The sequence below is a fragment of the Kribbella sp. NPDC023855 genome, assembly GCF_040639475.1.
Taxonomy (GTDB): Bacteria; Actinomycetota; Actinomycetes; order Propionibacteriales; family Kribbellaceae; genus Kribbella.
In genome coordinates this window covers 458763-478880 of record NZ_JBFAAA010000001.1, presented here as the reverse complement: position 1 = coordinate 478880, position 20118 = coordinate 458763, and the positions used below count along the sequence as shown (strand labels likewise).

Here is a 20118-nt window from a genome sequence, read left to right as displayed (position 1 = left end):
GCGGAACGATGTTCCGTTAACGACTATACGGAACGTTGTTCCGTTTGCCAACCGGAGGCGGCACGTGGCTGACAGCAAAGACAGCTCGGGGATGCCCACTGCGCGGAAGCGAGCAGCCGCCGGGCGCGACGCGGCTGCGCCGGGGCGGGACGCGGTTGCGCCGCGGGAGCAGGCCGAGGGCGAGCGCGGCGCGACTGCGCCGAAGCGGTCCGATGGCGGGCGGGACGCGGCGGCGCCGCGGAAGCGGGCTGATGCGCGGCGCAATGAGAAGACGTTGCTGGATGCGGCAGCGGAGGCCTTCGTCGCGTCCGGGGTTGACGTGCCGGTCCGCGACATCGCGGCCAGGGCCGGCGTGGGGGTCGGAACGATCTATCGCCACTTCCCGACCCGGGCCGATCTCATCCTCGCCGTCTACGAACACCAGATCGAGGCGTGCGCCGAGGCCGGCCCGGCACTGCTGGCCAGCTCCAGTACGCCGCACGCCGCGCTCGCGAGCTGGATCAACCTGTTCGTCGACTTCCTGGTGACCAAACACGGTCTGGCCAAGGCGATGCACTCCGACGACGCCGCCTTCCAGACTCTGCACGCGCGGTTCATCGATCGGCTCGTTCCCGTCTGCGCCGAGCTACTCGACGCCGCCGCGGCAGCCGGCGAGATCCAGCTAGGCACCGAGGCCTTCGAGCTGATGCGCGGAGTAGGCAACCTGTGCATCGGCGCCGACGGGGATTCCCGCTACGACGCCCGCCGCATGGTCAATCTCCTGATCGCCGGCCTCCGTACCGCCTGATCCCACAGCTCCGCGGCGGCCAGTAGATGGCGCCGGGCGCAGAAGAGGTGGTGCTGGGCGGCCAGCCGATGGCGCTGGCGATGCGCGGCGAGCAAATGGCGCCGGGCGATCCACAGATGACGCTGGACGGGAAACCGGTTGCGCTGCCGTTGGGCGATGAGCAGGCGCCGCCGGCCGAAAGATGGCTGACGTGCGGCCGAATACCTGTGGTGTCTGAGGGTTGGTGGGAGGTGATGCCGGGTGGTGCGATCAGTCATAACTGGCTTCTGTCCACCACTGGTTGTTGCGGACCGCGAAAAGCCAGGCTCGCCCGTCGGCGCCTACCAGCTGGAAGCGGGCCAGGCGGTTCTCGGCGGCGGGGTCCCACCAGTGTTCGTCCACCGGCCAAGGACCGGCCCAGGCGATGACCGGGTGAAGTTTGTTGCTATCAGCAACTTGTGGTGAGGGTTCGAAGCGGAAGGCCGCTGGGGCACCGGACAGCACACCGCGGGCGCTCACCGAGACCCGCCGGCCGTCCGCCGAGAGCACCTCCGCGGGTTTCGGTACCGGATAGACCGAGCTGGGTGCCGGGGTCGGCCAGCGGCTCCCGGTCTCGGTGATCGCACCGGGCCATGGGAGCTCCGGCGGATTGGCCGGTACCGGGCGATCGCCCCAAGGGACCAGCGTCTGACGCTCCAGGAATCCCCTTCCACCGCCGACCACGACCGAGACGACCCCGCCGTGGCCAAGCATGCTCTGCACCCGGGACAGCGCCCGGTGGATCCGCTCGTCCGGGCCGCCTCCCCAGAGACCTTCGGCATGGGCGCCGACCGGGTCGACCTGCTCCGGGAGCAGCCGGATCCGCACCACCGCCGACGTCAGCTCACTGGTCGCAGTACCGCTGCCCTGCAGTTGCCAGCGGACTCGATCGACGAGATCGGTGGCACTGAACCAGCGGGGATGCAACCACTCCCGCTCGTGCACCTGACCCGACTCGGTGCCGACCTCGACCCGCAGCGTGGTGCAGACGAGACCGACCTTGGTCAGCTGCTCGATGAGCTCGTCGGCCACGGACCGTACTGCGAAGGCCACCTGATCGACGCGATCCACAGGCGGCTCGAAGTCGAGTTTGCGGGCCAGCTCGGGAGGCGCCTGCCGGGCAACGACCGGGCGGTCGTCGTCACCACGGGCCAGCCGATGCGCAAACTCGCCGTCCGGTCCGAACCTGGTCAGTACTTCGGTCGCGGGCAGGCGCGCGAAAGCACCGAGCGACCGCAGCCCGAGCCGGCGGAGCAGGTCGGTGAGCGCGGGCCGCTCGAGTGTGTCGACCGTGAGCGGCGCGAGGAACTCCGCCGACCCGCCTGCCGGGATCACCTTCACCCGCGTCCGCGCCGAACTCGCCCGAGCCGCCTGTTCGGCAGCAAAAGGCCCGTCGGCGACTCCGACCCGCCCACCCGGTACGTCGAACGTCTCGAGCCGGTCGAGCAACTTCTCCGCGGCGGCAGCCTCACTTCCATAGAACCTGCTTGGTCCGCGAGCCTTCAGGGCACACATCCCCGGGCGAATCACCTGGATGCCTGGCGTGAGCGCCTCGAGGCAGCTGATCACCGGGTCAAAGGCGCGGGCGTCGATCACCGGGTCGTACTTCAGCACCACCAACTCCGGGCACCTCGACTGCGCATCCCGCGCCCGCAGCCCACGGCGTACCCCTTCGGCTCTGGCACTCGCCGAACTGGCCAGCACCCGCCCCTTCGCCAGTACTGCGAGCGGCGCATCCGGCGAACACCCGGCCGCCACAGCAGCCGCGGTGACCGGCCAGTCGGGTATCCACACCACCATCACCCGGCTTCCTCGCTCCGGCTGGTTGGCAGGCGAAGCAGGCTCCGGGTGGAGCGGTGGCGTAGTACGGAGTGTGCTCATCAGCCGATGACTCCCCGGTGGGCGACGTCTTCGAGCAGGCGGACCAGCTCGGCCGAACAACTCCCCGCAGCAGAAGCAAGAGCCTCAGCTTCGAGCGACACCAACTCTTCCCGACCGACAACCGTCTCTGGAACAAGCGGCTCCGGAGGAACAACCCTCGGGCGCGGACGCGAGGCAGGTCGTGAATGAGTAGGCATGGTCTGGGGATGGCGAGGTGTGGGGCGACGGGTGTGGATGGGCATTAGCTGACGGCTTCCCAGGGGATGGGGGTTTGTTGGGGGATGGATGAGGTGGCTGGGCGGATGGTGCCGTCGGGGGCTGGGAGCCAGAGGTGGTGTTGTTGGGGGCGGACGGCGGCGCCTCGGCCGGTGACTGCGACGGTGGCTTGGCGGCCGGTCAGGTAGCCCTCGCCTTCGCCCAGGCCGGTCCAGGTGTTGGTCTGCACTTCCAGGCGGGCTTCGCTGCCCGGCCAGGAGCCGACCGCGATCAGCATCGCTCCCCTGGTCCGCAGCCGGGCCGACAGCCGGGATGCCTCCCCCGGCGTGACCTCCCCCGGCGGCCGGACCACCACGACCGTCAGGGCGTCGACCAGGGCGGCGACGACGCTCAGCCAGTCCCGCTCCGGATCGGGCACGAGCACCAGCCGCTCGAGATCGACGCCGAGCCCGCGTGCCGCTTCCGCCCCGAACGAGGGCATCCCGACCACTCCGCACCAGGCGCCCTCGGCGGACGGCCCCGCCATCATCGCCATCACCAGCGCCGTCGACCCGCGCACGGAGTACACCGCGCCACCTCGCAGTACGGATCCGGGCAAAAGGTCGGAGATGGCTGGCAGAGTAGGCAGTGCCCGGTCGACGGTGGCCGTGTCCAGCGCTTGCTGGACACGCGTCTCGGTCGTCCGGGGCGCCAGCACGGTCGGCGTCACCCGCTCGTCCGACGCCTCCCGGAGCCGCGCGGCCTTCTGCTCCTTGGCCCGGGCGAGCAGTGTGCGCGCTTGATCCAGCGCGGTCACCGGGCTCCGATCAGCCGGACGCGCGGGCAGCTCAGCAGCAGAAGTCCCCGTCACACCCCCATGTTCGAACACCTGTTCGACTCCTGTCAATCGGCCGCCCGGCGAGCTGTGGACAACTAGACTCACGGGCGTTGCGAAGGGTCGAGAAAGGACCGCGTGTGAAGGAGCTTCTGGCCGAGGTCGAGCAGCACCACGACGATCTGGCCCGCTGGCTGGGCAGCGAGGCCGAGCCGGCTCTGCTCGACACGATCCAGGCCGCTCATCTGCCGGAGTTCACGCTCGTGACCATCGACGGAGGCAAGCTCGACCTCAAGGCTCTGACCCAGGCGCTGGCCGGCAGCAACAACGCAGTACCGGGTCTGACGATCGGGATCGAGGAGTTCGAGGTGGCGATCCGGACCGCCGAGGTGGCCGTCTGCCGGTTCCTCGAGGTGCACTCGATCGGCACGTCGCGACGCTCCACCGCAGTACTGGTCACTGATCCCACTGCCCGGTACGGCGTGCGCTGGCTGAGCGTGCAGGAAACTGCTGCGCACTGAACCCCCGGCGGGGCGACGGGATCTGAGAGGGTAGAGCCATGCCGAGATCGATTGCCACCAACACCCAGGTCGACACCGACGCGCTGCTGGAGTTCGTCCGTCCGCGCCACCACATGCTGTTGATCACCCGCCGCGCGGACGGTACGCCGCAGGCCTCGCCGGTGTCGGGTGGAGTCGATCCCGAGGGCCGGATCGTCATCTCGTCGTACCCGGAACGGGCCAAGAGCAACAACGTGAAGCGGGACGCGCAGGCCAGCGTGGTGGTGCTCTCCGACGACTGGAACGGCCCGTGGGTGCAGATCGACGGCAGCGGCGAGGTGATCGACCTGCCGGACGCGATCGAGCCGCTGGTCGAGTACTTCCGCTCGATCTCCGGCGAACACCCGGACTGGGAGGAGTACCGCGAGGCGATGCGCAAACAGGGCAAGTGCCTGATCCGCATCACTCCTGAACGCTGGGGCCCGGTCGCCACCGGCGGCTTCCCCGCCCACTTGGCGGAGTAAATCACCCCGTACTACGCCCGCCTGTGGTTGCTGCACGCTCATTTGCGGCGGACATGCCCGTCCGAGCTTCCCGCCGCTGCGCCGCAGTAGTTGCAACAAGCGCCGAGCCCGCGGCGGCTGTCCCCGCGTCTCTCGGAGTCGTCAGTCTTTGGTGTAGCGGCGGGCCATGGTTTCGGTGATGCGTTGCATGGCGCCTTCGAGGTGTTCGCGCAGCGCGGCTTCGGCGCCGGGCTCGTCGTGGGCCAGGCAGGCGTCGAGGATCGCCTGGTGCTCGCGGCGGGTCTGCTCGATCCGGGCCTTCGTCTGCCGTGAGCCGAACCTGTACCGCTCACTGTTCTGCCACACCGGCTCGATCGCCCTCGGCAACCACCGTGAGCCGCCGGCCCGGTAGATCGCGAAGTGGAACTCTGTGTGCGCCTGACGCGAGGCGATGATGTCGCCCACCTTCGACAGCCGCACATGCTCGGCCAGGGCCGCCCTGGCCAGCGTCGCGTCCGCATCGGTGAAGCGGCTCGCCGCAGCCCGTACTGCGAGGGTCTCCAGCGCGAGCCGGGTCTCGTGGGTGTCGCGGAGGTCCTCCATCGACAGCTCGCGCACCCAGGCGCCCTTGTGCGGCACGATCTCGACCAGCCCGAGGGCCTGCATCCGCCGCAATCCCTCGCGGATCGGCATCTGGCTCATGTCGAGTCGCTTGGCCAGTTCCTCCAGCCGCAGCGCGGTACCGCTCGGGAGCTCACCGGACAGGATCAGCTCGTGCAGCTCGGCGGCGGCTTCCTCCGCGAGTGTGCGCCGGCCGCTCGGTCCCCCGGGCGTGAGCTCGAGTCGTCGGGTCATGGGGTGTGGGCTGCCTCTCTCCTCCACTGCACCGCGTCTGGGAGGTAACCGTAGCTGGCCGTGGGCGATCTGCGGCACATCTACCCTCCGGCACTCGCCGATTACCCGCCGCGGCGGCTCAGAACCGGGTGAGATCGAGCAGCACCCGCCTGTCCGCGGGCCCGGCGGCCAGCAGGTCCAGTGCCGCCTCCACCTGCGGCGCCGCGAGGATCTCGAGCGCCGGCCGCACCCGTGACGGCGCGATGTCGGTCAGTACGCCGGTGACGGTGCCGGCCTCGATCGTGGTCCGCTGCATGTTCACCGGCAGCACCCGCAGGTCCCGGCCGATCAGCTGGTGCAGGTCAAGGGTGGCGAACTCCCCCGCCGTGTAGCCGAGCGCCACCAGCCGTCCGCCCGGCGTGATGTGGCTCATCACCCCACTGGTGACCGGACCGCCGACAGTGTCGATCACTGCGTTGCACCAGGGCAGCTCGCGACCTACCTGGCCCAGCTCGTCGACCCGCACGATCTGGTCGACCAGGCCGTCCAGCATCTCCACGGACTCGTCACTGCGGGCTAGTCCAATCACCTTCATCGCCCCAGCCGCCCGGGCCACGGCGGCACACAGTTGGCCGACCAGCCCGGTGACGCCGGTGACGACAACCGTCTCGTTCTGCACGATCTGACCGACCCGCCGTACTGCGGTGTGCGCGGTCAACGCAGGAGCCAGCATCGCCACAGCAGAAGCCGGGTCCAGCCCACTGGGCAACAAATGCACCGACGCATCCGGTACTACGGCCAGCTGTCCCCACGTCCCAGGCCGGGAGACCCCCAGCCCTCCGCCCCGGACCACCACCGGCGTACCGGCCGCATAGACGCCTGAGCTCACCACTACGCCGGCGCCCTCGGATCCCGGGACGAACGGCGGCTGCAGTTGCTGGGCCAGCTTGCCGGCCAGCACTGTCCGGTCGAGCTGCGTGACAGCGGAGTACTGCATCTCCACCAGCGTCTCGCCTTCACCGGCGGCAAGCTCCAGCTCCTCGACCTTCAGCTGCTGGCCGGGCCCATAGCAGCGAAGCACCAGGCCCCCTCGCGCGCTCATCCAGCCACCCCGCTCATCCCCGTGTCGGTCAACCCTGCATTGGGCCTGTGGATTTGATATCTGATCACATCTCGGTCCTGCAGAAAAGTCCTGTTCACGGCGAAACGCCCCCCTTCTTCAGCGGCCGGGTGAGCTGCTCGCACACCGTTGATCGAGCCGCCGCCCGGCCTCGGTCCACCTGATCGCCCATCGGGAAGGGCCAGTCGCTCCCGGCCAGCACCCGATCCGCACCGAAGGTCGCCCCCAGCAACACTCGTACGCCGTCGTCGTGCACCAGGTCGTCCACATAGAACCGCTGCAGCGCCTCCGGCACCGACAGCGAGAGTGGTCCGATCCCTGGTCGTGCTGTGTCGATCCCGCGCTGCCACCGGCCTGCCAGCGCGGCCGTGACGCCGCCGCCGTGGCACAGGCAGAACCTGATCCCAGGGAAGCGCCCGACAACATCCCCGAACACCAGCTCCGCCACGGCAAGCCCCGTTTCGTAAGGGTTTCCGAGCAGGTTCGACAGGTAGTACCTGCCGAGGCGCTCGTCGTGGCTGTGGCTCGGGTGAATCAAGGTGAAGGCCTCCAACTCATGGAGCGCCTCCCACACGGCGTCCAGCCCAGCCACCGCCGCAGTACCGGCCGGCCCGGCCCCAGAGGCTGGCCCGGCCCCAGCGGCCACCCCGGCCCCACTGTCCAGCCCGGTGAGGCCCGCAGTGCCGAGGGCGAAGCCGCTGAAGACGCCCTCGCTCGCCAGTGCGGACGCAACGGCTGCAGCGGATGGGTCGTGGAGCGGCAGCTGCCCGAGCACGCGCAGCTGCGGCGTAGCCAGCTCCCGCAGCCCCTGGTTGACCAGGTCGGCCCACTCGACGCCTTGGTCGTAGCGGAACAGCGCAGGTGGCACAGAGACCACAGCCCCGTCCAGCTCCTGCTCGTCGACCCATGCCAGCAGTGCAGCGGGATCAGCAAGCCGCTTCAGCGGCAGCCGCTCACCATCGACCAGCAGGAAGCCATCGTCCACAGCAAGCCCGAACAACCCCTGATAGGCCGCCGCGAGCACAGTCGGCGGTATCAGGTGAGTGTGGACGTCCCAGCCGGCCATGTCAGCGGGCATCCTCGTCGTTGTCGTAGAACGACGGCCGCACCGGGTAGTGCGGCCCGTCGTACACCTCGAGCAGGATAGAGGTCTCCTCCGCCAGGGTCGGCCCGTGCACGACGCCCTTGGGGTTCCAGTAGAAGCTGCCCTTGGTGAGAGTCGTACCGGTCGGCAGGTACACGTACCGGCCGGACAGACAGAACATGAACTGGTTCGACGCGTGCTGGTGCGCCTCCGGAATCCCGGAGCCCTTCTCGAAGCGGACCAGCGCGATCGACGCCTCCGACTCCTCGTCCCGCCACAGCATCTTGTGCGACAGCCCGGCCAGCGACTTCTCGACCCACTCCAGGTCGTCCGTCTGCAGCAGCACCTCGCTCAACTGCTCGTCGAAGGAGCTCATCAGACACCCTCCCGCGGTACCGGGCGACCAGTGATCCCCGTGTAGAGCTCCTCGGCCACACCAGCCGACATAGGAGCCACTGCAGCGATATGCCCGTCCGGCCGAACCAGCACGACGGTGTCAGCCGGTACGCCGTACCGGCTGGTCGCGATGCTGCCCGGATCGAACAGCGAGCGGTCGCGCAGACCAGAGTCCAGCGGTGCATCCCACCGCGACACCGCGTAGTGCTTCAGCGCAGGCGAGTCGTTGACCGGCACAGCAGGCCGCCGCCGTACGTCGGTGAAGTACAGCGCGACGAAGGAGTCGCGACACAACCCGTGGATAGTCTGCCTGCCACGTGGACCCTGCAACGCCAGGTCAGGCGCTCTGTCACCGGCCCGCACGGCAGGCGGCTCAGCACTGGTCATCACCATCGACCAGTCGCCCTCCCCGTCCACATCCAGCCGTACGCCGAGCAGCGTGCGCGTGTACGCCGTCGCCCAGTCGCTCCCGGCTGCGGTCACAGCGCCTCGCTGGTGGGACATGTACTTGCGGGCAGCCTCGGCCATCTCGCCCGACCCGTTGATCGCCACTGGCCGCTGCTCCTGCTCGTACCCGTCCAGTAGCGACGGGTCGGCCCAGCCGCGCAGTACCCAGGCCAGTCGCCACGGTAGGTTCGACGCATCCAGCGCGCCCGTGTTGAGGCCCAGCGCCCACATCGGAGTGATCAGGTGCGCCGCATCGCCCATCAGGAACACCTTGCGCTCGGCGGACCAGCGGTCGGCCACCCGGTGATGCACGTTGTAGACGACCGAGCCGAGCAGCTCGATCCGGTCCACCTCGCCGATGAACTGCTTGACCTTCACCAGCATGTCCTCTTCACCCGGCTTGTCCGCACCGGCGGCCAGCGGGAAGAGGAACCGCCAGCAGTTGGGCTGCCGGATCAGCACCATCCACTCGGACCGGTCGGAGAAGTAGGCCAGGTACGGGTAGTCGCGGGCGTTCGAGACGTCCAGGTCGACCACCACGTCGATCAGCATGTACCGCTCGGGCAGGGTCTCCCCCGTCACCGTGGCGCCCAGCGCGTCCCGCACCCTGCTCCGGCCGCCGTCGCAGGCCAGCAGGTGCGACGCCTCGATCTCCTGCACCCCGTCCGGGGTGGAGACCGTCAGGACCACCCGGTCGTCGAGGACCTCGAAGGACTCCAGCCGGTGCTGCTTGCGCACAGCACCAGCTCCACCGGACCGCTCCAGCGCAGCCTCCAGGATCGGCTCCATGTGCTGCTGGGGCAGGTTGATCACGAACGGGTACTGCGTGTCGTTGACCAGCTCGGCCAGCTGGACCGATGCCCGGGGAGTGTTGGTGGCCCGGTCGATGTCGCCGATCTCGTCGATCCGCAGCGCGGCCTCGACGATGCCCTCCAGTGCGCCGTACCGGTCCCAGATCTCCAGCGTCCGGGTCAGCGTCGTACCCGCCTTGGTGTCCGAGGAGAGCACCGCGTCCTCCTCGAGCAGCACGAACGGCACGCCGTAGTGGGCCAGGCCGAGCGCCGTCGTCAGGCCGATCGGCCCGGCGCCGACGACGGCGACGGGCAGCTGGTGGTCAGCGCTCACTCAGGACTCCTTGAAGGTGTCTAGCCGGGCGAAGGCGCGCTCGCGGGTCAGCTGCGAGCCGGTCATCGCCGCCGCGTCGGACAACAGGAAGAGCAACGGTCCGACCACATCCTCGGGGTCGCCGATCCCGGTCGTGGCACGCCAGTGCTCCAGGTCCGCACCGATGTTCGCAGAGCGGAACTGCTCGGTGTCGATCACCCCCGGCGCGATCACGTTCACCCGCACCCGGTACTGCGCGACTTCGGCGGCCAGTGTCCGGGCGAAGGCCCCCAGTGCCGCCTTGCTCGACGCGTACGCTGCCGCACCCGGGAACCCGGTCGCCGCGATCCCCGAGGTGAACACGATCACGGACCCGGTACGCCGCTCCACCATGTGCGGGACCACCGCCTGGCAGACCCAGACGACGCCGTCCAGGTTCACCTTGAGCGTCTGGGTCCACTGCTCGGGATCGGTGTCGAGCACAGCAGCACGCGGCTGTACTGCGGCCCCGGCGACCAGCCCGTCGATCCGGCCGTGCCGCTCGACCACGCCACTGACCGCCTTGAGCACGGCCTCCCGGTCCGAGACGTCTACCTCCACGTACTCGACACCGGCAAGACCGAGCCCACGGGTGATGTCGAAAACCACCGCAGTACCGCCGCAGCCGGCCACTGCGGAGGCCAGTGCGGCGCCGATGCCGTGCGCTCCACCTGTGATGACGACAACCTCGCCGGTCGCGTCGAATCTCACCTTCATGACGTCCCCTCGCGCTGGGAGCTCTTGGAGGTCATCGTCTCGGTGATCCGCTGTACTGCGCCAGCCAGGTGGTTGCGCAGAGCCTGCTCGGCAGCGTCGGCGTCGCGGGCGATACAGGCATCCAGGATCGCCTGGTGCTCCTGCCGGTTCCGCTCGATCTGGAAGGCGGTCTGGCGGCTCCCGAACCGGTAGCGCTCACTGTTCTGCCACACCGGCTCGATGGCACGCGCAAGCCACTGCGACCCACCGGCCCGGTACAGGGCGAAGTGGAAGTCCGCGTGCGCCTGCCGCGCTCCGATGGAGTCCTCCGACCGCGAGAGCTGCAGGAGCTCGTCCAGCGCAGTACGGGCCTTCTCTGCATCCTCCTCGCTGAAGTGCTCAGCAGCAGCCCGTACTGCGAGGCTCTCCAGCGCCAGCCGGGTCTCGTGGGTGTCATGCAGGTCCGCGATCGACAGCTCGCGCACCCAAGCGCCCTTGTGCGGGATGATGTCGACCAGTCCGAGCGCCTCAAGCCGGCGGAGGCCTTCCCGCACAGGCATCTGGCTCATCTCGAGGCGGTTGGCCAGCTCGACCAGCCGGAGCGGAGTACCGCTCGGAAGCTCACCGGACAGGATGAGTTGGTGCAGCTCGGCTGCTGCGGTCTCGGCCAACGTACGGCGACCACCACGGCCGCCGCCGGGCAGCAGCGCTAGTCGGTTGCTCATGCGAGGTCCCGGCGTACCAGGGTGTTGCGCAGCTCGCCGATCTTGTCGGCCCGCGTCACCACCTCGTCGCCTTCCGCCAGGAACACCTGCGGCTCCCGCGCGTTGCCGATCCCTGCAGGCGTCCCTGTCAGCAGCAGGTCACCAGGGCGCAGGGTCATCCCGAACGAGAGCTCACTGATCAGCGTCGCCACGTCGTATGCCATCTGCTTGGTCGACGCGTCCTGCATCACCACACCGTTCAGCAGGCACTGCAGGTGTACGTCCTGCGGGTCGCCGAACTCATCGGCCGTCACGATCCACGGCCCGAGTGGCATGGTCTGGTCGATGCTCTTGCCCTTGAGCCACTGGCCGCCGTGCTGACGCTGCAGGTCCCGCTGCGACACGTCGTTGGCCAGCGTGTAGCCCCAGACGTGGTCGAGCGCATCGGCGACGGGGATGCTGCGGCCGGTCTTGCCGATCACCAGCGCGAGCTCGGCCTCGTAGTCCCACTTGGCCGAGATCGCCGGGTCGTACGCGATCTCGTCGTACGGGCCGATCACGACGTCAGGGCCCTTGGTGAAGAAGGTCGGGTGCTCGGGGCGGTCGACGTCCTGGCCCTCGCGCTTGCCCTTGCTCTCCTCGAAGTGGTCCCAGTAGTTCCAGCCGGTGCACAGGATGTCCCGGCGGAACCGCCGCAACGGCGCGCACAACCGGACCGATGCCAACGGCAACCGTTCGGCCATGGCAAATTGATTGCGGACGGCAACCAGCCCGGCCGGACCCGCCTCGATCACCGAGACCAGGTCGGCCGCATCCAGCAGGACGACGTCCTCACCGTCCAGTACGCCGGGAAGCTCCCGCCCGGCGTGTTCGATCGTCACGAACCTCATCTCAGGTCCACTCGACGCCGCGCACGTGATCACCCGCTTCCCGGGTGCGCTTGCTCATGGGATCACCGCGATGGCGCTGATCTCGATCAGGTAGTCGGGGTGGGCCAGCTTGCTGACCTCGACCATCGTCGAGGCGGGCAGCGGCTCGTGGAAGAACTGCGCGCGGATCTCGTGGATCTTGGCGAAGTCCTCCATGTTGCGGACGTACACGTCCACCCGGCAGACGTCGTCCAGCGTGCCGCCGGCCTCCCGGACCGCGGCCTGCACGTTCTCGCAGACCTGCCGGGTCTGCTCGCGGATGTCGCCGACGCCGGCGATGCTGCCGTCCGGCCGCCGCGCGGTCATCCCGGACACGAACACCAGCCGGCCGGTCGCCTCGATCGTGGTCGCCTGCGAGAACACCCCGTTCGGGCTCCGCAGCGCCGCGCTGGTCAGTTGCCTCTTCGCCATCAGCTCAGCACCCCTCCCGTCGGGACGACGGCGCCGACCGCCCGCGCGGCCTGCAGCAACCCGTCCAGCCCCGACCGCTCGATCAGTACGCCGTTGCGCCGCTGCTGCGCCGCGCGTTCGGCCTCGATCTCCCCCGGCACGTACAGCCGGTCCACACCGGGAGCTGTCGCACTGGCATGCACCTTTGCGGCCAGTGCGGACGACCGCTGCCGGAACCCGTCGACGCCACCCAGCAACTCCGGGTCGATCGCGAAGAACAGATGCGCGCAGTCGTTCGGCCGATCCGGCTCCCGGTACAGCGGCCGCACCTGGTCACCCCAGCCACCACCACTCAGTACTCCGGTCAGCACGTCGATCATCAAAGCCAGCCCGAACCCCTTGTGCCCGGCCGCAGGCAACAACATCCCCAGTACTGCGGCCTCCGGGTCCGTGGTCGGCAACCCGGACGGATCGGTGGCCCAGGTGTCGGGGATCGGCCGGCCCGCCGACGCCGCCAGCCGGATCTTGCCCAGGGCAACAGCCGACAGGGCCATGTCGAGCACGATCTCCGGCCCGCCGTCGGTCGGTACCGCGATCGCCAGCGGGTTGTTGCCGACGATCCGCTCGGCCCCGCCGGGAGCCGGCATCAGCGGGGTCGTGTTCGACATCGCGATGCCCAGGCATCCGGCTTGCGCCGCTTGCATCGCCCACCGGCTGGCCGCGCCGAAGTGGTGCGCGTTGCGGACCGAGACCAGGCCGATCCCGTACCGGCCGGCGCGCTCGATCGCATGGCCCATCGCCTGCGGGCTCGACAGTTGACCCATCCCGCCGCGCGCGTCGACCACGAGGGCCGCGCCGGCGTCGTGCAGGATGTCCAGCTCGTGTTCCCGGGTGACCCCGCCGGCGTTGAGCCGTTCGACGTACATCGGAACGAGCATCACGCCGTGCGAAGTGACACCGCGCAGGTCGGCCTCGACCAGCGCGACCGCGATCCGGGTCGCGTCGGCCGGCTCGAACCCGAGGGCGCCGAAGACGGCCGAGACGGTTGCCTCCAGCCACGCGGGCCGGACGAGCACGCGGCGCTCGGCATCGGAGGCCTGGGTGGTCACCTGGTCTCCCGTGCCCACGGCAACAGCAGGTGCTCCAGCAGCACGAGCAGGTAGAACAAGACGATGGCCACGATGCTGAGCAACGTCATCGCGGCGAAGGCCAGCGCGGTGTCGGCATTGGCACCCGACTGGGTGATCACGTAGCCCAGGCCGGAGGTCGCACCGACGAACTCGGCGATCACCGACCCGATCACCGCCAGCGAGATCGCGACCTTCAGGCCGGTGAAGATCTGCGGCATCGCGTACCGCAGCCGCAACTTGAAGAACTCCTGCGTCCTGGTGGCGTTCAGCGACTTGAGCAGCTCGACCAGCTCGACCGGCGTCGACTTCATCCCGCTGGCCGTCGAGATCACGACCGGGAAGAAGGCGACCAGCAGCACCATCAGCACCTTCGGCGCCTGACCGAACCCGAACCACACCACCAGCAACGGCGCGATGGCGACCTTCGGGATCGCGTTGACGGCCAGCAGCAACGGATAGAGCAGCCGCTCCACGATGACCGACCGGACGATCAGCAACGCGACCGGTACGCCGATCACGATCGACAGCACGAAACCCTCGACCGTCTCCACCAACGAGACCCAGGTGTGCTCCAGCAGATAACCGGGCTGCGCCAGGACGGCAGTGACCACATCGCCCGGATTGGGCAGCAGGTAGGCCTCGATCGAGAACACGATGGTGGCAAGCCACCACAGTCCGAGTGCCAGCACCAAACCGACCAGCGGCAGCAGCACCGCCGCAGTACGGGAGTGCGTGAGCCAGGATCGCTTCGTCATCGCTGCGCCTCGGGCAGGTCGACGGGCCGCTCCTGCTCGGACAGCAGGCTGTGCAGGTGCGCGCTGATCTGGGCCACCTCGGTCAGGTGGGCGTTCTGCCCCAGGGTGCGAGGCCGCGGGATGTCGATGTCGACGATCTCGCGCAGGCGCCCCGGCCGCGGAGTCAGCACAGCGACCCGGTCGGCCAGCACGACAGCCTCCTCGATCGAGTGGGTCACGAAGACGATCGTGGTGGCCAGCTCCATCTGGATCCGCTGCAGTTCCGCCGACAGTTCGGTCCGGGTCAGCGCGTCGAGCGCCGAGAACGGCTCGTCCATCAGCATCACCTTGGGGCTGCGGATCAGCGACCGGCACAGCGACACGCGTTGCTGCATGCCGCCGGACAGCTCGTGCGGCAACCGCCGCTCGAACCCCTTGAGCCCGACCAGTTCGAGCAACTCGTGCGCCCGGTCCCGGTACTGCGCCTTGTCGCGCTCGGCGTCGCCACCGGAGATCTCGACCGGCAGCATCACGTTCGACACCACCGACCGCCACGGCAGCAAAGCCGGTCGCTGGAACATGAAAGAGACGTCCCGGCGCGGGCCGCTGACGGCCTCACCGGCCACCTCGACCCCGCCGGACGTCGGCGGCAGCAGTCCCGCGATCAGCCGGAGCAGTGTGGACTTGCCACAACCGGACCGGCCGATCAACGTGACGAACTCGTTCTCCCGGACGTGCAGGTCGATGTCCTCGAGAGCCCGGACCTGACCCCCGCGACCCTCGAAGACCTGTCCCACACCGTCCAGCCGGATCATGTCAGCCCTTGGGTGCCAGTTCGGCGTGCACCACGTCGGCCGGCTTCACGATGCCCGGCTTGATGACCTCGTACTTGCCGAGCGCATCGATGATGGCCTGCACCCGGGTGGTGTCCACCTCGCCGGTGGCACCCTTGAAGTTGTCCGGCTGGACGAACGGCTTCATCAGCTGCAGTTCCTTGGTGGCCACCTCGACATTGGTGTCCGGGACGTACTTCTTCAGGATCTGCGCGGCGGCCGCCGGGTCCTTCATCGCCTCGTCCAGACCCTTGAGCAGGGCCGCGGTGAACTTCTTCACCTGTTCGGGGTGCTCCTCGACCAGGTCGTTGCGGGCGATGATCGAGTTGCCGTAGAGCTCCTGCACCTTCGCGCCGTACGACAGCACGACGGCCTTGCGCTTCTTCTCCTTGTCGGCCGCCTCGAGCAGCGGCACGCCGACCACGAACTGGCCGATGCCGTCGACCCTGTCCGCCGCGAGCAGCGCGGGCAGACCCCCAGGCGGGGAGGGAACGAACTCGACGGCGTCAATGGGGATGCCGACCTGCTTGGCGTAGAGCGGGAAGGTGACCTGGTTGGTCGAACCCGGCTGGTCACCGATCCGCAGCTTGGGTGTGGCGACCAGCGACTTGGGGTCGTCGGCCTTGATCTTCCCGCCGTCGAAGGCGGCGATCGCGGCCATCGAGCGTTGGTGGATCATCCCGACCGTGGTGACCGGCAGCTTCTGCTTGGCCAGCGTGATCACCAGCGCGGTGAAGTCACCGATGCCGTAGTCGGCCTGACCGCCGGCGACGAGCTTCATCACGTCGACGGTGCCGCTGCCGGGCGTGATGGTGACGTCGAAACCGGCGTCCTTGAAGTAGCCCTTCTCCAGGGCGACATAGGCATAGGCCTCACGGCCGAAAGTTTTGAACGAGGTCAGGTAGCTGACCTTCTCCAGTGTCGTGTCCCCGTCCGTGCCTGCCTTGCTGTCGGCATTGCACGCGCTCACTCCGGTTGCGAGTGCAAAGACCGCCACCAGGGCGACGGCCGAACGTCTGAACCTCATGCTGGACCTCTCCTCTCCGATATTTGATCAAACATCAAATATGGAAGGGTGGTCAATCGGCTCTCGGGGACTTCACAGTGTCTTTACGTGCACGTTCCGACACTGTCCGGATCCCCTCAGAATCCGACTGCCGCCCGTCCTGGAGCCGCTTCCCCATGCCCGCCCGTCACCGGACTGGCACCCCGCCCCGACCACAGACCGTACCCGCCCGAACAGCAGATCGCGACGTCAGTTCGACCCGAACGTGCCCACCACACAACAAATTTGTGTAAACCCGCCCCCACTGTGATCTCCGTCATGCAAACGCTCTCCACCTTCGGGAACCCCATCCACCCCGCGAACGTATCCCCCTCCGCCGCACACCCACCGAGCCAATCCCACCCACCCACGAAATCGTTGCCACCCGCCTATCCCACCGCTCCACTGCCCGCGTGACGCACCCGGTCGAGTCGCGCCCTGCCAGCCGCCGACCACTCACACTCGGCGCTGACCACGGCCCGCTCGCAGGCATCGCGGGCTACCTCCGTGGGAGGCCAGTAGGCGGCGGTCACCCGGAGGAGGGAGCCGGAGGGCGGGGCGGGCTGCGAGGATTAGGGGGTGGCGAATGTGTTGATGCGTGGGGCGACCTATCTGCGCTGGGTCTACCTGTTGCTCGGTGCCGCTCTGGTGCTCGCCTTCATCCTGGTCGACAGCGGTCTCGTCTCGTTGCTCGACGAGCTCGACATGCCGCACGTCCTGACCGTCATCGTCGCCGCGATCGTCGTCGCCGCCCCGCCCCTGGTCCTCGGTGCCCTGCCGGCCGTCCGGGAGGTAGAGGGCATCGCGGTCGAGTCGTTGCTCGGGGTCCGTTTCGAGGAACGCCCCCTCGGCCCGTCCCGGACCTGGGCGCAGCGCCGGCGGACCACGCTCTGGTTCTGCGTCCATCTGGTCGCGGGCGGATTCGTCGGCATCCTGTCCACGGTGGTCTTCGGCATCGGCGCCGTGTTGCTGGCGGCACCTTTCCGCTCCCCCGGCTCGCGGGATCTGCTGCCCGGCGTGGCTTACGAGGTCACCGGCCGCTGGACCGACGTGTGGATGCCGCTGGCAACCATCGTGGCGATCGTCGCGCTGTTCCTGCTGTCCTCGGCCATCGGCGCCCTGCTCGCGTACGCCGCCCCGCGGCTGCTCGGACCGACTCCGGCCGAGCGGATCCAGCTGCTCGAACGCCGTACGGCGACCCTTGCCGAGCGCAACCGACTCGCCCGCGAGCTCCATGACAGCGTGGGTCACGCGCTCAGCCTGGTCACCATCCAGGCGGCCGCCGCGCGCCGGGTCCTGGCGACCGATCCCGCCTTCGCCGAAACCGCGCTGGCCGCGATGGAGACCTCCGCCCGGGCGGCCCTCGCGGATCTGGACCACGTCCTGGGGCTGCTCCGCGACGATCGCCGGCCCGGTTCGCAGACCGCGCCGCAGGCGACACTCGGCAACCTCACCAGGCTGGTCGAGGCGACTCGCGCCGGTGGCATCACGGTCGGCGTACGGCGTACCGGGGATCTCGAGGAGTTGCCCGCGGCGGTTTCGCGGGAGGCGTACCGGATCATCCAAGAGGGCCTCACCAACGCGATCCGGCACGCCGGCCGACCGGCCGACGAGCTCAGCGTCGACCTGGTGATCAACCTCGACGAGTCCGGCCTGCGGCTGGAACTGACCAACCCGGTGACCGCGGGCACCCCCGACCACTCCGGCGGTGGCCGAGGGCTGGCCGGGATCCGTGAAAGGGTCGCCGTACTGCGCGGCACGGTCGAAGCCGGCCTGGTCGCCGGCACCTGGCGGCTCGCGGTGACCCTCCCGGTCGCCGTCACGACCCGATCGCCATCACGATGACGACCGGCCCGGGGCGGCGCTGGGACAAGAACGCGGTGGGACAACGGTGGTTGAGGTGGGGATGAATATGGAGGAGACAGTGCAGATTTCGGTGGTCGTGGTGGACGACGAGCCGCTGATCAGGAGCGGCCTGCGCGCCATCATCGACGCGGAGGCCGACCTCACGGTCGTCGGGGAGGCCGGTGACGGCGCCGAGGTGCTGCCGGTGGTTCGTCGTACCCAGCCCGACGTCGTGCTGATGGACGTCCGCATGCCTGCCGTCGACGGCATCCAGGCGACGCGTCTGCTGCTGGACGGCCTCGACCCCGCGCCGCGCGTGCTGGTCGTCACGACGTTCGAGAACGACGACTACGTGTACGACGCGCTGCGGGCCGGCGCATCGGGCTTCCTGCTCAAGCGCACTCCCCCGGACGACATCATCGCGGCGATCCGCACGGTCGCGGGCAGTGAGTCGCTGCTGTTCCCCGAGGCGATCCGCGCACTGGCTCTCGCTCACGTGTCCGAGCAGCAGAAGCAGCCGACCGGTCTGGACGAGTACCAACTCACCGAACGCGAGCAGGAGGTACTACGCCTGATGGCACGCGGCCTGTCGAACGCGGAGATCGCCGCCGAGCTCATCCTCGGCGTACAGACGATCAAGACCCACGTCGCCAACCTGCTCGCCAAGCTAGGCGCCCGCGACCGCACCCAAGCCGTCATCCAGGCCTACGAATCCGGCTTCGTCCCCCTGCGCTAACCCGGCCCGGCCGTGACCGGTCAGGTATCCAGGGCCTCGTCCGCGAGGTGGCAGGCGTTGTGCAGCGGGTCGGCCTGGTCGGCCTGGACGGCGATTCGCTGCAGCAGCATCCGGAAGATCATCCGCTCGCCGTCGTCGAGACTGCCCATCACGGCGTCCTCACTGGCCGAGAGCCGGCGCTCCAGGTCGCAGAGCGTCTCCCTGCCCTGCTCGGTCGGCACGATCAAGCGCGCCCGGCGGTCACTCGGATCCGCCTGCCGCTGCACCAGACCGGCCTTCTCCAGGTCGTCCAGGAGATACGTCATCACCGTGCGGTCGACGCCGAGCTGCCCCGCCAGGTCGAGCTGACGCTTCGGTCCCTCGCTCACGCTGGTGGCCAACACCTGGTAACCCCGCGGACCGCCCGGTACGCCGCCCAGCGCCTCGGCCGCCGTCTTGGCGTACCGCCGGAACACGACACCCAGCGCCCAGCCGAGGTCAGCCTCGACCGAGGTGCCGCGAGCTGCCCGGGTTCCTGCCTCCGGCGTCGAACTGGTCATGGACCCCATCGTACGTGCCCTACGCCACTCGGAAGACGATCTGCCTTGAATATGTTCTGCTCAACAGACTATCTTCAGAGCAGCTCAGATTGAGCGACTCACCGTTGTGTTTGCAGAGAGGAACGACATGACCACCCTCCTTCGCGTCGACGCCAGCATCCGGGTCGACGGATCCGTCAGCCGGGCGCTGGCCGACAGCGCCGAGGCCGCCTGGCGCGCGGAGCACCCGGACGGCGTCGTGGTCCGGCGCGATCTCGGCCGGGACCCGCTCCCGTCCAACGTCTGGCCTGCCGTGGCGGCGCTGACGATGGGGATGGACGCAGGTCCTGACGCCGACCGTGCCGACACCACCGAGGCGACTGCGCTGGCCGCGGAGCTCTCGGCCGAACTCCAGAACGCCGACGCGGTGCTGCTCGCAGTACCGCTCTACAACTACGGAATCTCCCAGCACGTGAAGACCTGGATCGACCTGCTGCTGATCGACAAAGACCTGGTCAGTGGATCCGCGCTCCAGGGCCGGCCGGCCATCTTCACGCTGGCTCGCGGCGGCGGCTACGGCCCGGGCACCCCGCGCGAAGGCTGGGACCACGCCACGCCGTACCTGAAGCGCATCTTCGGAGATGTGTTCGGTATGAACATCCGCGAGGCGGTCGCCGAACTCACCCTGGCACCGGTCACCCCGGCGATGGCGGAGCTGATCCCCGCGTCCAAGGTCGCCGAGGAGGAGGCGCATGTCAGCGCCAAGGAACACGGCATCGCCGTCGCCAAGGAACTGATCGCCGCCACGGTCTGAT

The 20118-nt window shown here is 68.9% G+C and carries 22 protein-coding genes; 6 read left to right on the top strand and 16 right to left on the bottom strand.

Translation table 11 applies throughout. The features are described from left to right. Positions 1-64 precede the first annotated feature (64 nt). Positions 65-787 carry a helix-turn-helix domain-containing protein gene (locus AB0F51_RS02165; protein WP_360272691.1) on the top strand — a complete coding sequence of 241 codons (723 nt, stop codon included), beginning with the start codon at positions 65-67 and terminating at the stop codon, positions 785-787. Positions 788-1036: 249 nt separating this feature from the next. On the opposite strand, the gene AB0F51_RS02160 is transcribed toward AB0F51_RS02165, so the two are convergent. Both AB0F51_RS02160 and AB0F51_RS02155 read right to left on the bottom strand, forming a co-directional pair. Further along, positions 1037-2686 carry a DNA polymerase Y family protein gene (locus AB0F51_RS02160; protein WP_360272688.1) on the bottom strand — a complete coding sequence of 550 codons (1650 nt, stop codon included), beginning with the start codon at positions 2684-2686 and terminating at the stop codon, positions 1037-1039. 241 nt (positions 2687-2927) lie between these two features. Further along, positions 2928-3752 (bottom strand): hypothetical protein, encoded by an 825-nt coding sequence (locus AB0F51_RS02155; RefSeq protein ID WP_360272685.1) that lies wholly within the window; start codon positions 3750-3752, stop codon positions 2928-2930. 104 nt (positions 3753-3856) lie between these two features. On the opposite strand from AB0F51_RS02155, the gene AB0F51_RS02150 reads away from it, so the two are divergent. Together AB0F51_RS02150 and AB0F51_RS02145 are read left to right on the top strand one after the other, a co-directional pair. After that, positions 3857-4237, top strand: coding sequence for a hypothetical protein (locus AB0F51_RS02150; protein ID WP_360272682.1), 381 nt, complete (start codon positions 3857-3859; stop codon positions 4235-4237). A 38-nt stretch (positions 4238-4275) separates the two neighbouring features. After that, on the top strand, positions 4276-4740 hold the full coding sequence (locus AB0F51_RS02145; RefSeq protein WP_360272679.1) for a PPOX class F420-dependent oxidoreductase: 465 nt from the start codon (positions 4276-4278) through the stop codon (positions 4738-4740). 141 nt (positions 4741-4881) lie between these two features. Here AB0F51_RS02145 and AB0F51_RS02140 read toward each other — a convergent pair whose 3' ends face one another. From AB0F51_RS02140 to AB0F51_RS02080, 13 genes are all read right to left on the bottom strand, one after another. Continuing rightward, the gene (locus tag AB0F51_RS02140; protein WP_360272677.1) at positions 4882-5574 is read right to left on the bottom strand and encodes a GntR family transcriptional regulator; all 693 of its coding nucleotides are present in this window, start codon (positions 5572-5574) and stop codon (positions 4882-4884) included. Positions 5575-5692: 118 nt separating this feature from the next. Continuing rightward, positions 5693-6655, bottom strand: a complete 963-nt coding sequence (locus AB0F51_RS02135; RefSeq protein ID WP_360272674.1) for a zinc-binding alcohol dehydrogenase family protein — start codon at positions 6653-6655, stop codon at positions 5693-5695. Positions 6656-6749: 94 nt separating this feature from the next. Further along, complete coding sequence (locus AB0F51_RS02130; RefSeq protein WP_360272671.1) at positions 6750-7751, bottom strand: amidohydrolase family protein; 1002 nt, start codon at positions 7749-7751, stop codon at positions 6750-6752. Then, complete coding sequence (locus AB0F51_RS02125) at positions 7741-8133, bottom strand: cupin domain-containing protein (protein WP_360272668.1); 393 nt, start codon at positions 8131-8133, stop codon at positions 7741-7743. Before AB0F51_RS02125 ends, AB0F51_RS02130 begins: the two co-directional genes overlap by 11 nt. Then, positions 8133-9725: an FAD-dependent monooxygenase gene (locus AB0F51_RS02120; RefSeq protein ID WP_360272665.1), complete on the bottom strand. Its 1593-nt coding sequence runs from the start codon at positions 9723-9725 to the stop codon at positions 8133-8135. Before AB0F51_RS02120 ends, AB0F51_RS02125 begins: the two co-directional genes overlap by 1 nt. Next, the gene (locus tag AB0F51_RS02115) at positions 9726-10460 is read right to left on the bottom strand and encodes an SDR family NAD(P)-dependent oxidoreductase (RefSeq protein ID WP_360272663.1); all 735 of its coding nucleotides are present in this window, start codon (positions 10458-10460) and stop codon (positions 9726-9728) included. It abuts the gene before it with no gap. Then, complete coding sequence (locus tag AB0F51_RS02110) at positions 10457-11164, bottom strand: GntR family transcriptional regulator (protein ID WP_360272660.1); 708 nt, start codon at positions 11162-11164, stop codon at positions 10457-10459. The genes AB0F51_RS02115 and AB0F51_RS02110 overlap by 4 nt, the downstream gene beginning before the upstream one ends. Then, positions 11161-12033: a fumarylacetoacetate hydrolase family protein gene (locus AB0F51_RS02105; RefSeq protein ID WP_360272658.1), complete on the bottom strand. Its 873-nt coding sequence runs from the start codon at positions 12031-12033 to the stop codon at positions 11161-11163. Before AB0F51_RS02105 ends, AB0F51_RS02110 begins: the two co-directional genes overlap by 4 nt. 54 nt (positions 12034-12087) lie before the next feature. Next, positions 12088-12483 carry a RidA family protein gene (locus tag AB0F51_RS02100; RefSeq protein WP_360272655.1) on the bottom strand — a complete coding sequence of 132 codons (396 nt, stop codon included), beginning with the start codon at positions 12481-12483 and terminating at the stop codon, positions 12088-12090. Continuing rightward, the gene (locus AB0F51_RS02095; protein ID WP_360272653.1) at positions 12483-13571 is read right to left on the bottom strand and encodes an Ldh family oxidoreductase; all 1089 of its coding nucleotides are present in this window, start codon (positions 13569-13571) and stop codon (positions 12483-12485) included. Before AB0F51_RS02095 ends, AB0F51_RS02100 begins: the two co-directional genes overlap by 1 nt. Beyond that, positions 13568-14347: an ABC transporter permease gene (locus tag AB0F51_RS02090; RefSeq protein ID WP_360272650.1), complete on the bottom strand. Its 780-nt coding sequence runs from the start codon at positions 14345-14347 to the stop codon at positions 13568-13570. Before AB0F51_RS02090 ends, AB0F51_RS02095 begins: the two co-directional genes overlap by 4 nt. Continuing rightward, entirely contained in the window at positions 14344-15141 is a 798-nt protein-coding gene (locus AB0F51_RS02085) for an ABC transporter ATP-binding protein (protein WP_360272647.1), read from the bottom strand. The genes AB0F51_RS02090 and AB0F51_RS02085 overlap by 4 nt, the downstream gene beginning before the upstream one ends. A gap of 1 nt (position 15142) precedes the next feature. Then, positions 15143-16186, bottom strand: a complete 1044-nt coding sequence (locus AB0F51_RS02080; protein ID WP_360272644.1) for an ABC transporter substrate-binding protein — start codon at positions 16184-16186, stop codon at positions 15143-15145. A 597-nt stretch (positions 16187-16783) separates the two neighbouring features. On the opposite strand from AB0F51_RS02080, the gene AB0F51_RS02075 reads away from it, so the two are divergent. Together AB0F51_RS02075 and AB0F51_RS02070 are read left to right on the top strand one after the other, a co-directional pair. Further along, positions 16784-18049, top strand: coding sequence for a histidine kinase (locus AB0F51_RS02075; RefSeq protein WP_360272641.1), 1266 nt, complete (start codon positions 16784-16786; stop codon positions 18047-18049). A 67-nt stretch (positions 18050-18116) separates the two neighbouring features. After that, on the top strand, positions 18117-18785 hold the full coding sequence (locus AB0F51_RS02070) for a response regulator transcription factor (RefSeq protein WP_360272638.1): 669 nt from the start codon (positions 18117-18119) through the stop codon (positions 18783-18785). Between the two features lie 20 nt (positions 18786-18805). Here AB0F51_RS02070 and AB0F51_RS02065 read toward each other — a convergent pair whose 3' ends face one another. After that, positions 18806-19324 carry a MarR family transcriptional regulator gene (locus AB0F51_RS02065; protein WP_360272635.1) on the bottom strand — a complete coding sequence of 173 codons (519 nt, stop codon included), beginning with the start codon at positions 19322-19324 and terminating at the stop codon, positions 18806-18808. Positions 19325-19451: 127 nt separating this feature from the next. Between AB0F51_RS02065 and AB0F51_RS02060 the strand changes: the two genes are divergently transcribed. Then, the gene (locus tag AB0F51_RS02060; RefSeq protein WP_360272632.1) at positions 19452-20117 is read left to right on the top strand and encodes an NAD(P)H-dependent oxidoreductase; all 666 of its coding nucleotides are present in this window, start codon (positions 19452-19454) and stop codon (positions 20115-20117) included. Position 20118: the final 1 nt, after the last annotated feature.

Bases quoted from the DNA above. Each gene is read 5' to 3' on its own strand.
- AB0F51_RS02125 (WP_360272668.1), bottom strand. From the start codon at position 8,133: ATGAGCTCCTTCGACGAGCAGTTGAGCGAGGTGCTGCTGCAGACGGAC.
- AB0F51_RS02110 (WP_360272660.1), bottom strand. From the start codon at position 11,164: ATGAGCAACCGACTAGCGCTGCTGCCCGGCGGCGGCCGTGGTGGTCGC.
- AB0F51_RS02115 (WP_360272663.1), bottom strand. From the start codon at position 10,460: ATGAAGGTGAGATTCGACGCGACCGGCGAGGTTGTCGTCATCACAGGT.
- AB0F51_RS02130 (WP_360272671.1), bottom strand. From the start codon at position 7,751: ATGCCCGCTGACATGGCCGGCTGGGACGTCCACACTCACCTGATACCG.
- AB0F51_RS02085 (WP_360272647.1), bottom strand. From the start codon at position 15,141: ATGATCCGGCTGGACGGTGTGGGACAGGTCTTCGAGGGTCGCGGGGGT.
- AB0F51_RS02105 (WP_360272658.1), bottom strand. From the start codon at position 12,033: ATGAGGTTCGTGACGATCGAACACGCCGGGCGGGAGCTTCCCGGCGTA.
- AB0F51_RS02065 (WP_360272635.1), bottom strand. From the start codon at position 19,324: ATGACCAGTTCGACGCCGGAGGCAGGAACCCGGGCAGCTCGCGGCACC.
- AB0F51_RS02135 (WP_360272674.1), bottom strand. From the start codon at position 6,655: ATGAGCGCGCGAGGGGGCCTGGTGCTTCGCTGCTATGGGCCCGGCCAG.
- AB0F51_RS02100 (WP_360272655.1), bottom strand. From the start codon at position 12,483: ATGGCGAAGAGGCAACTGACCAGCGCGGCGCTGCGGAGCCCGAACGGG.
- AB0F51_RS02145 (WP_360272679.1), top strand. From the start codon at position 4,276: ATGCCGAGATCGATTGCCACCAACACCCAGGTCGACACCGACGCGCTG.
- AB0F51_RS02160 (WP_360272688.1), bottom strand. From the start codon at position 2,686: ATGAGCACACTCCGTACTACGCCACCGCTCCACCCGGAGCCTGCTTCG.
- AB0F51_RS02070 (WP_360272638.1), top strand. From the start codon at position 18,117: ATGGAGGAGACAGTGCAGATTTCGGTGGTCGTGGTGGACGACGAGCCG.
- AB0F51_RS02060 (WP_360272632.1), top strand. From the start codon at position 19,452: ATGACCACCCTCCTTCGCGTCGACGCCAGCATCCGGGTCGACGGATCC.
- AB0F51_RS02080 (WP_360272644.1), bottom strand. From the start codon at position 16,186: ATGAGGTTCAGACGTTCGGCCGTCGCCCTGGTGGCGGTCTTTGCACTC.
- AB0F51_RS02090 (WP_360272650.1), bottom strand. From the start codon at position 14,347: ATGACGAAGCGATCCTGGCTCACGCACTCCCGTACTGCGGCGGTGCTG.
- AB0F51_RS02140 (WP_360272677.1), bottom strand. From the start codon at position 5,574: ATGACCCGACGACTCGAGCTCACGCCCGGGGGACCGAGCGGCCGGCGC.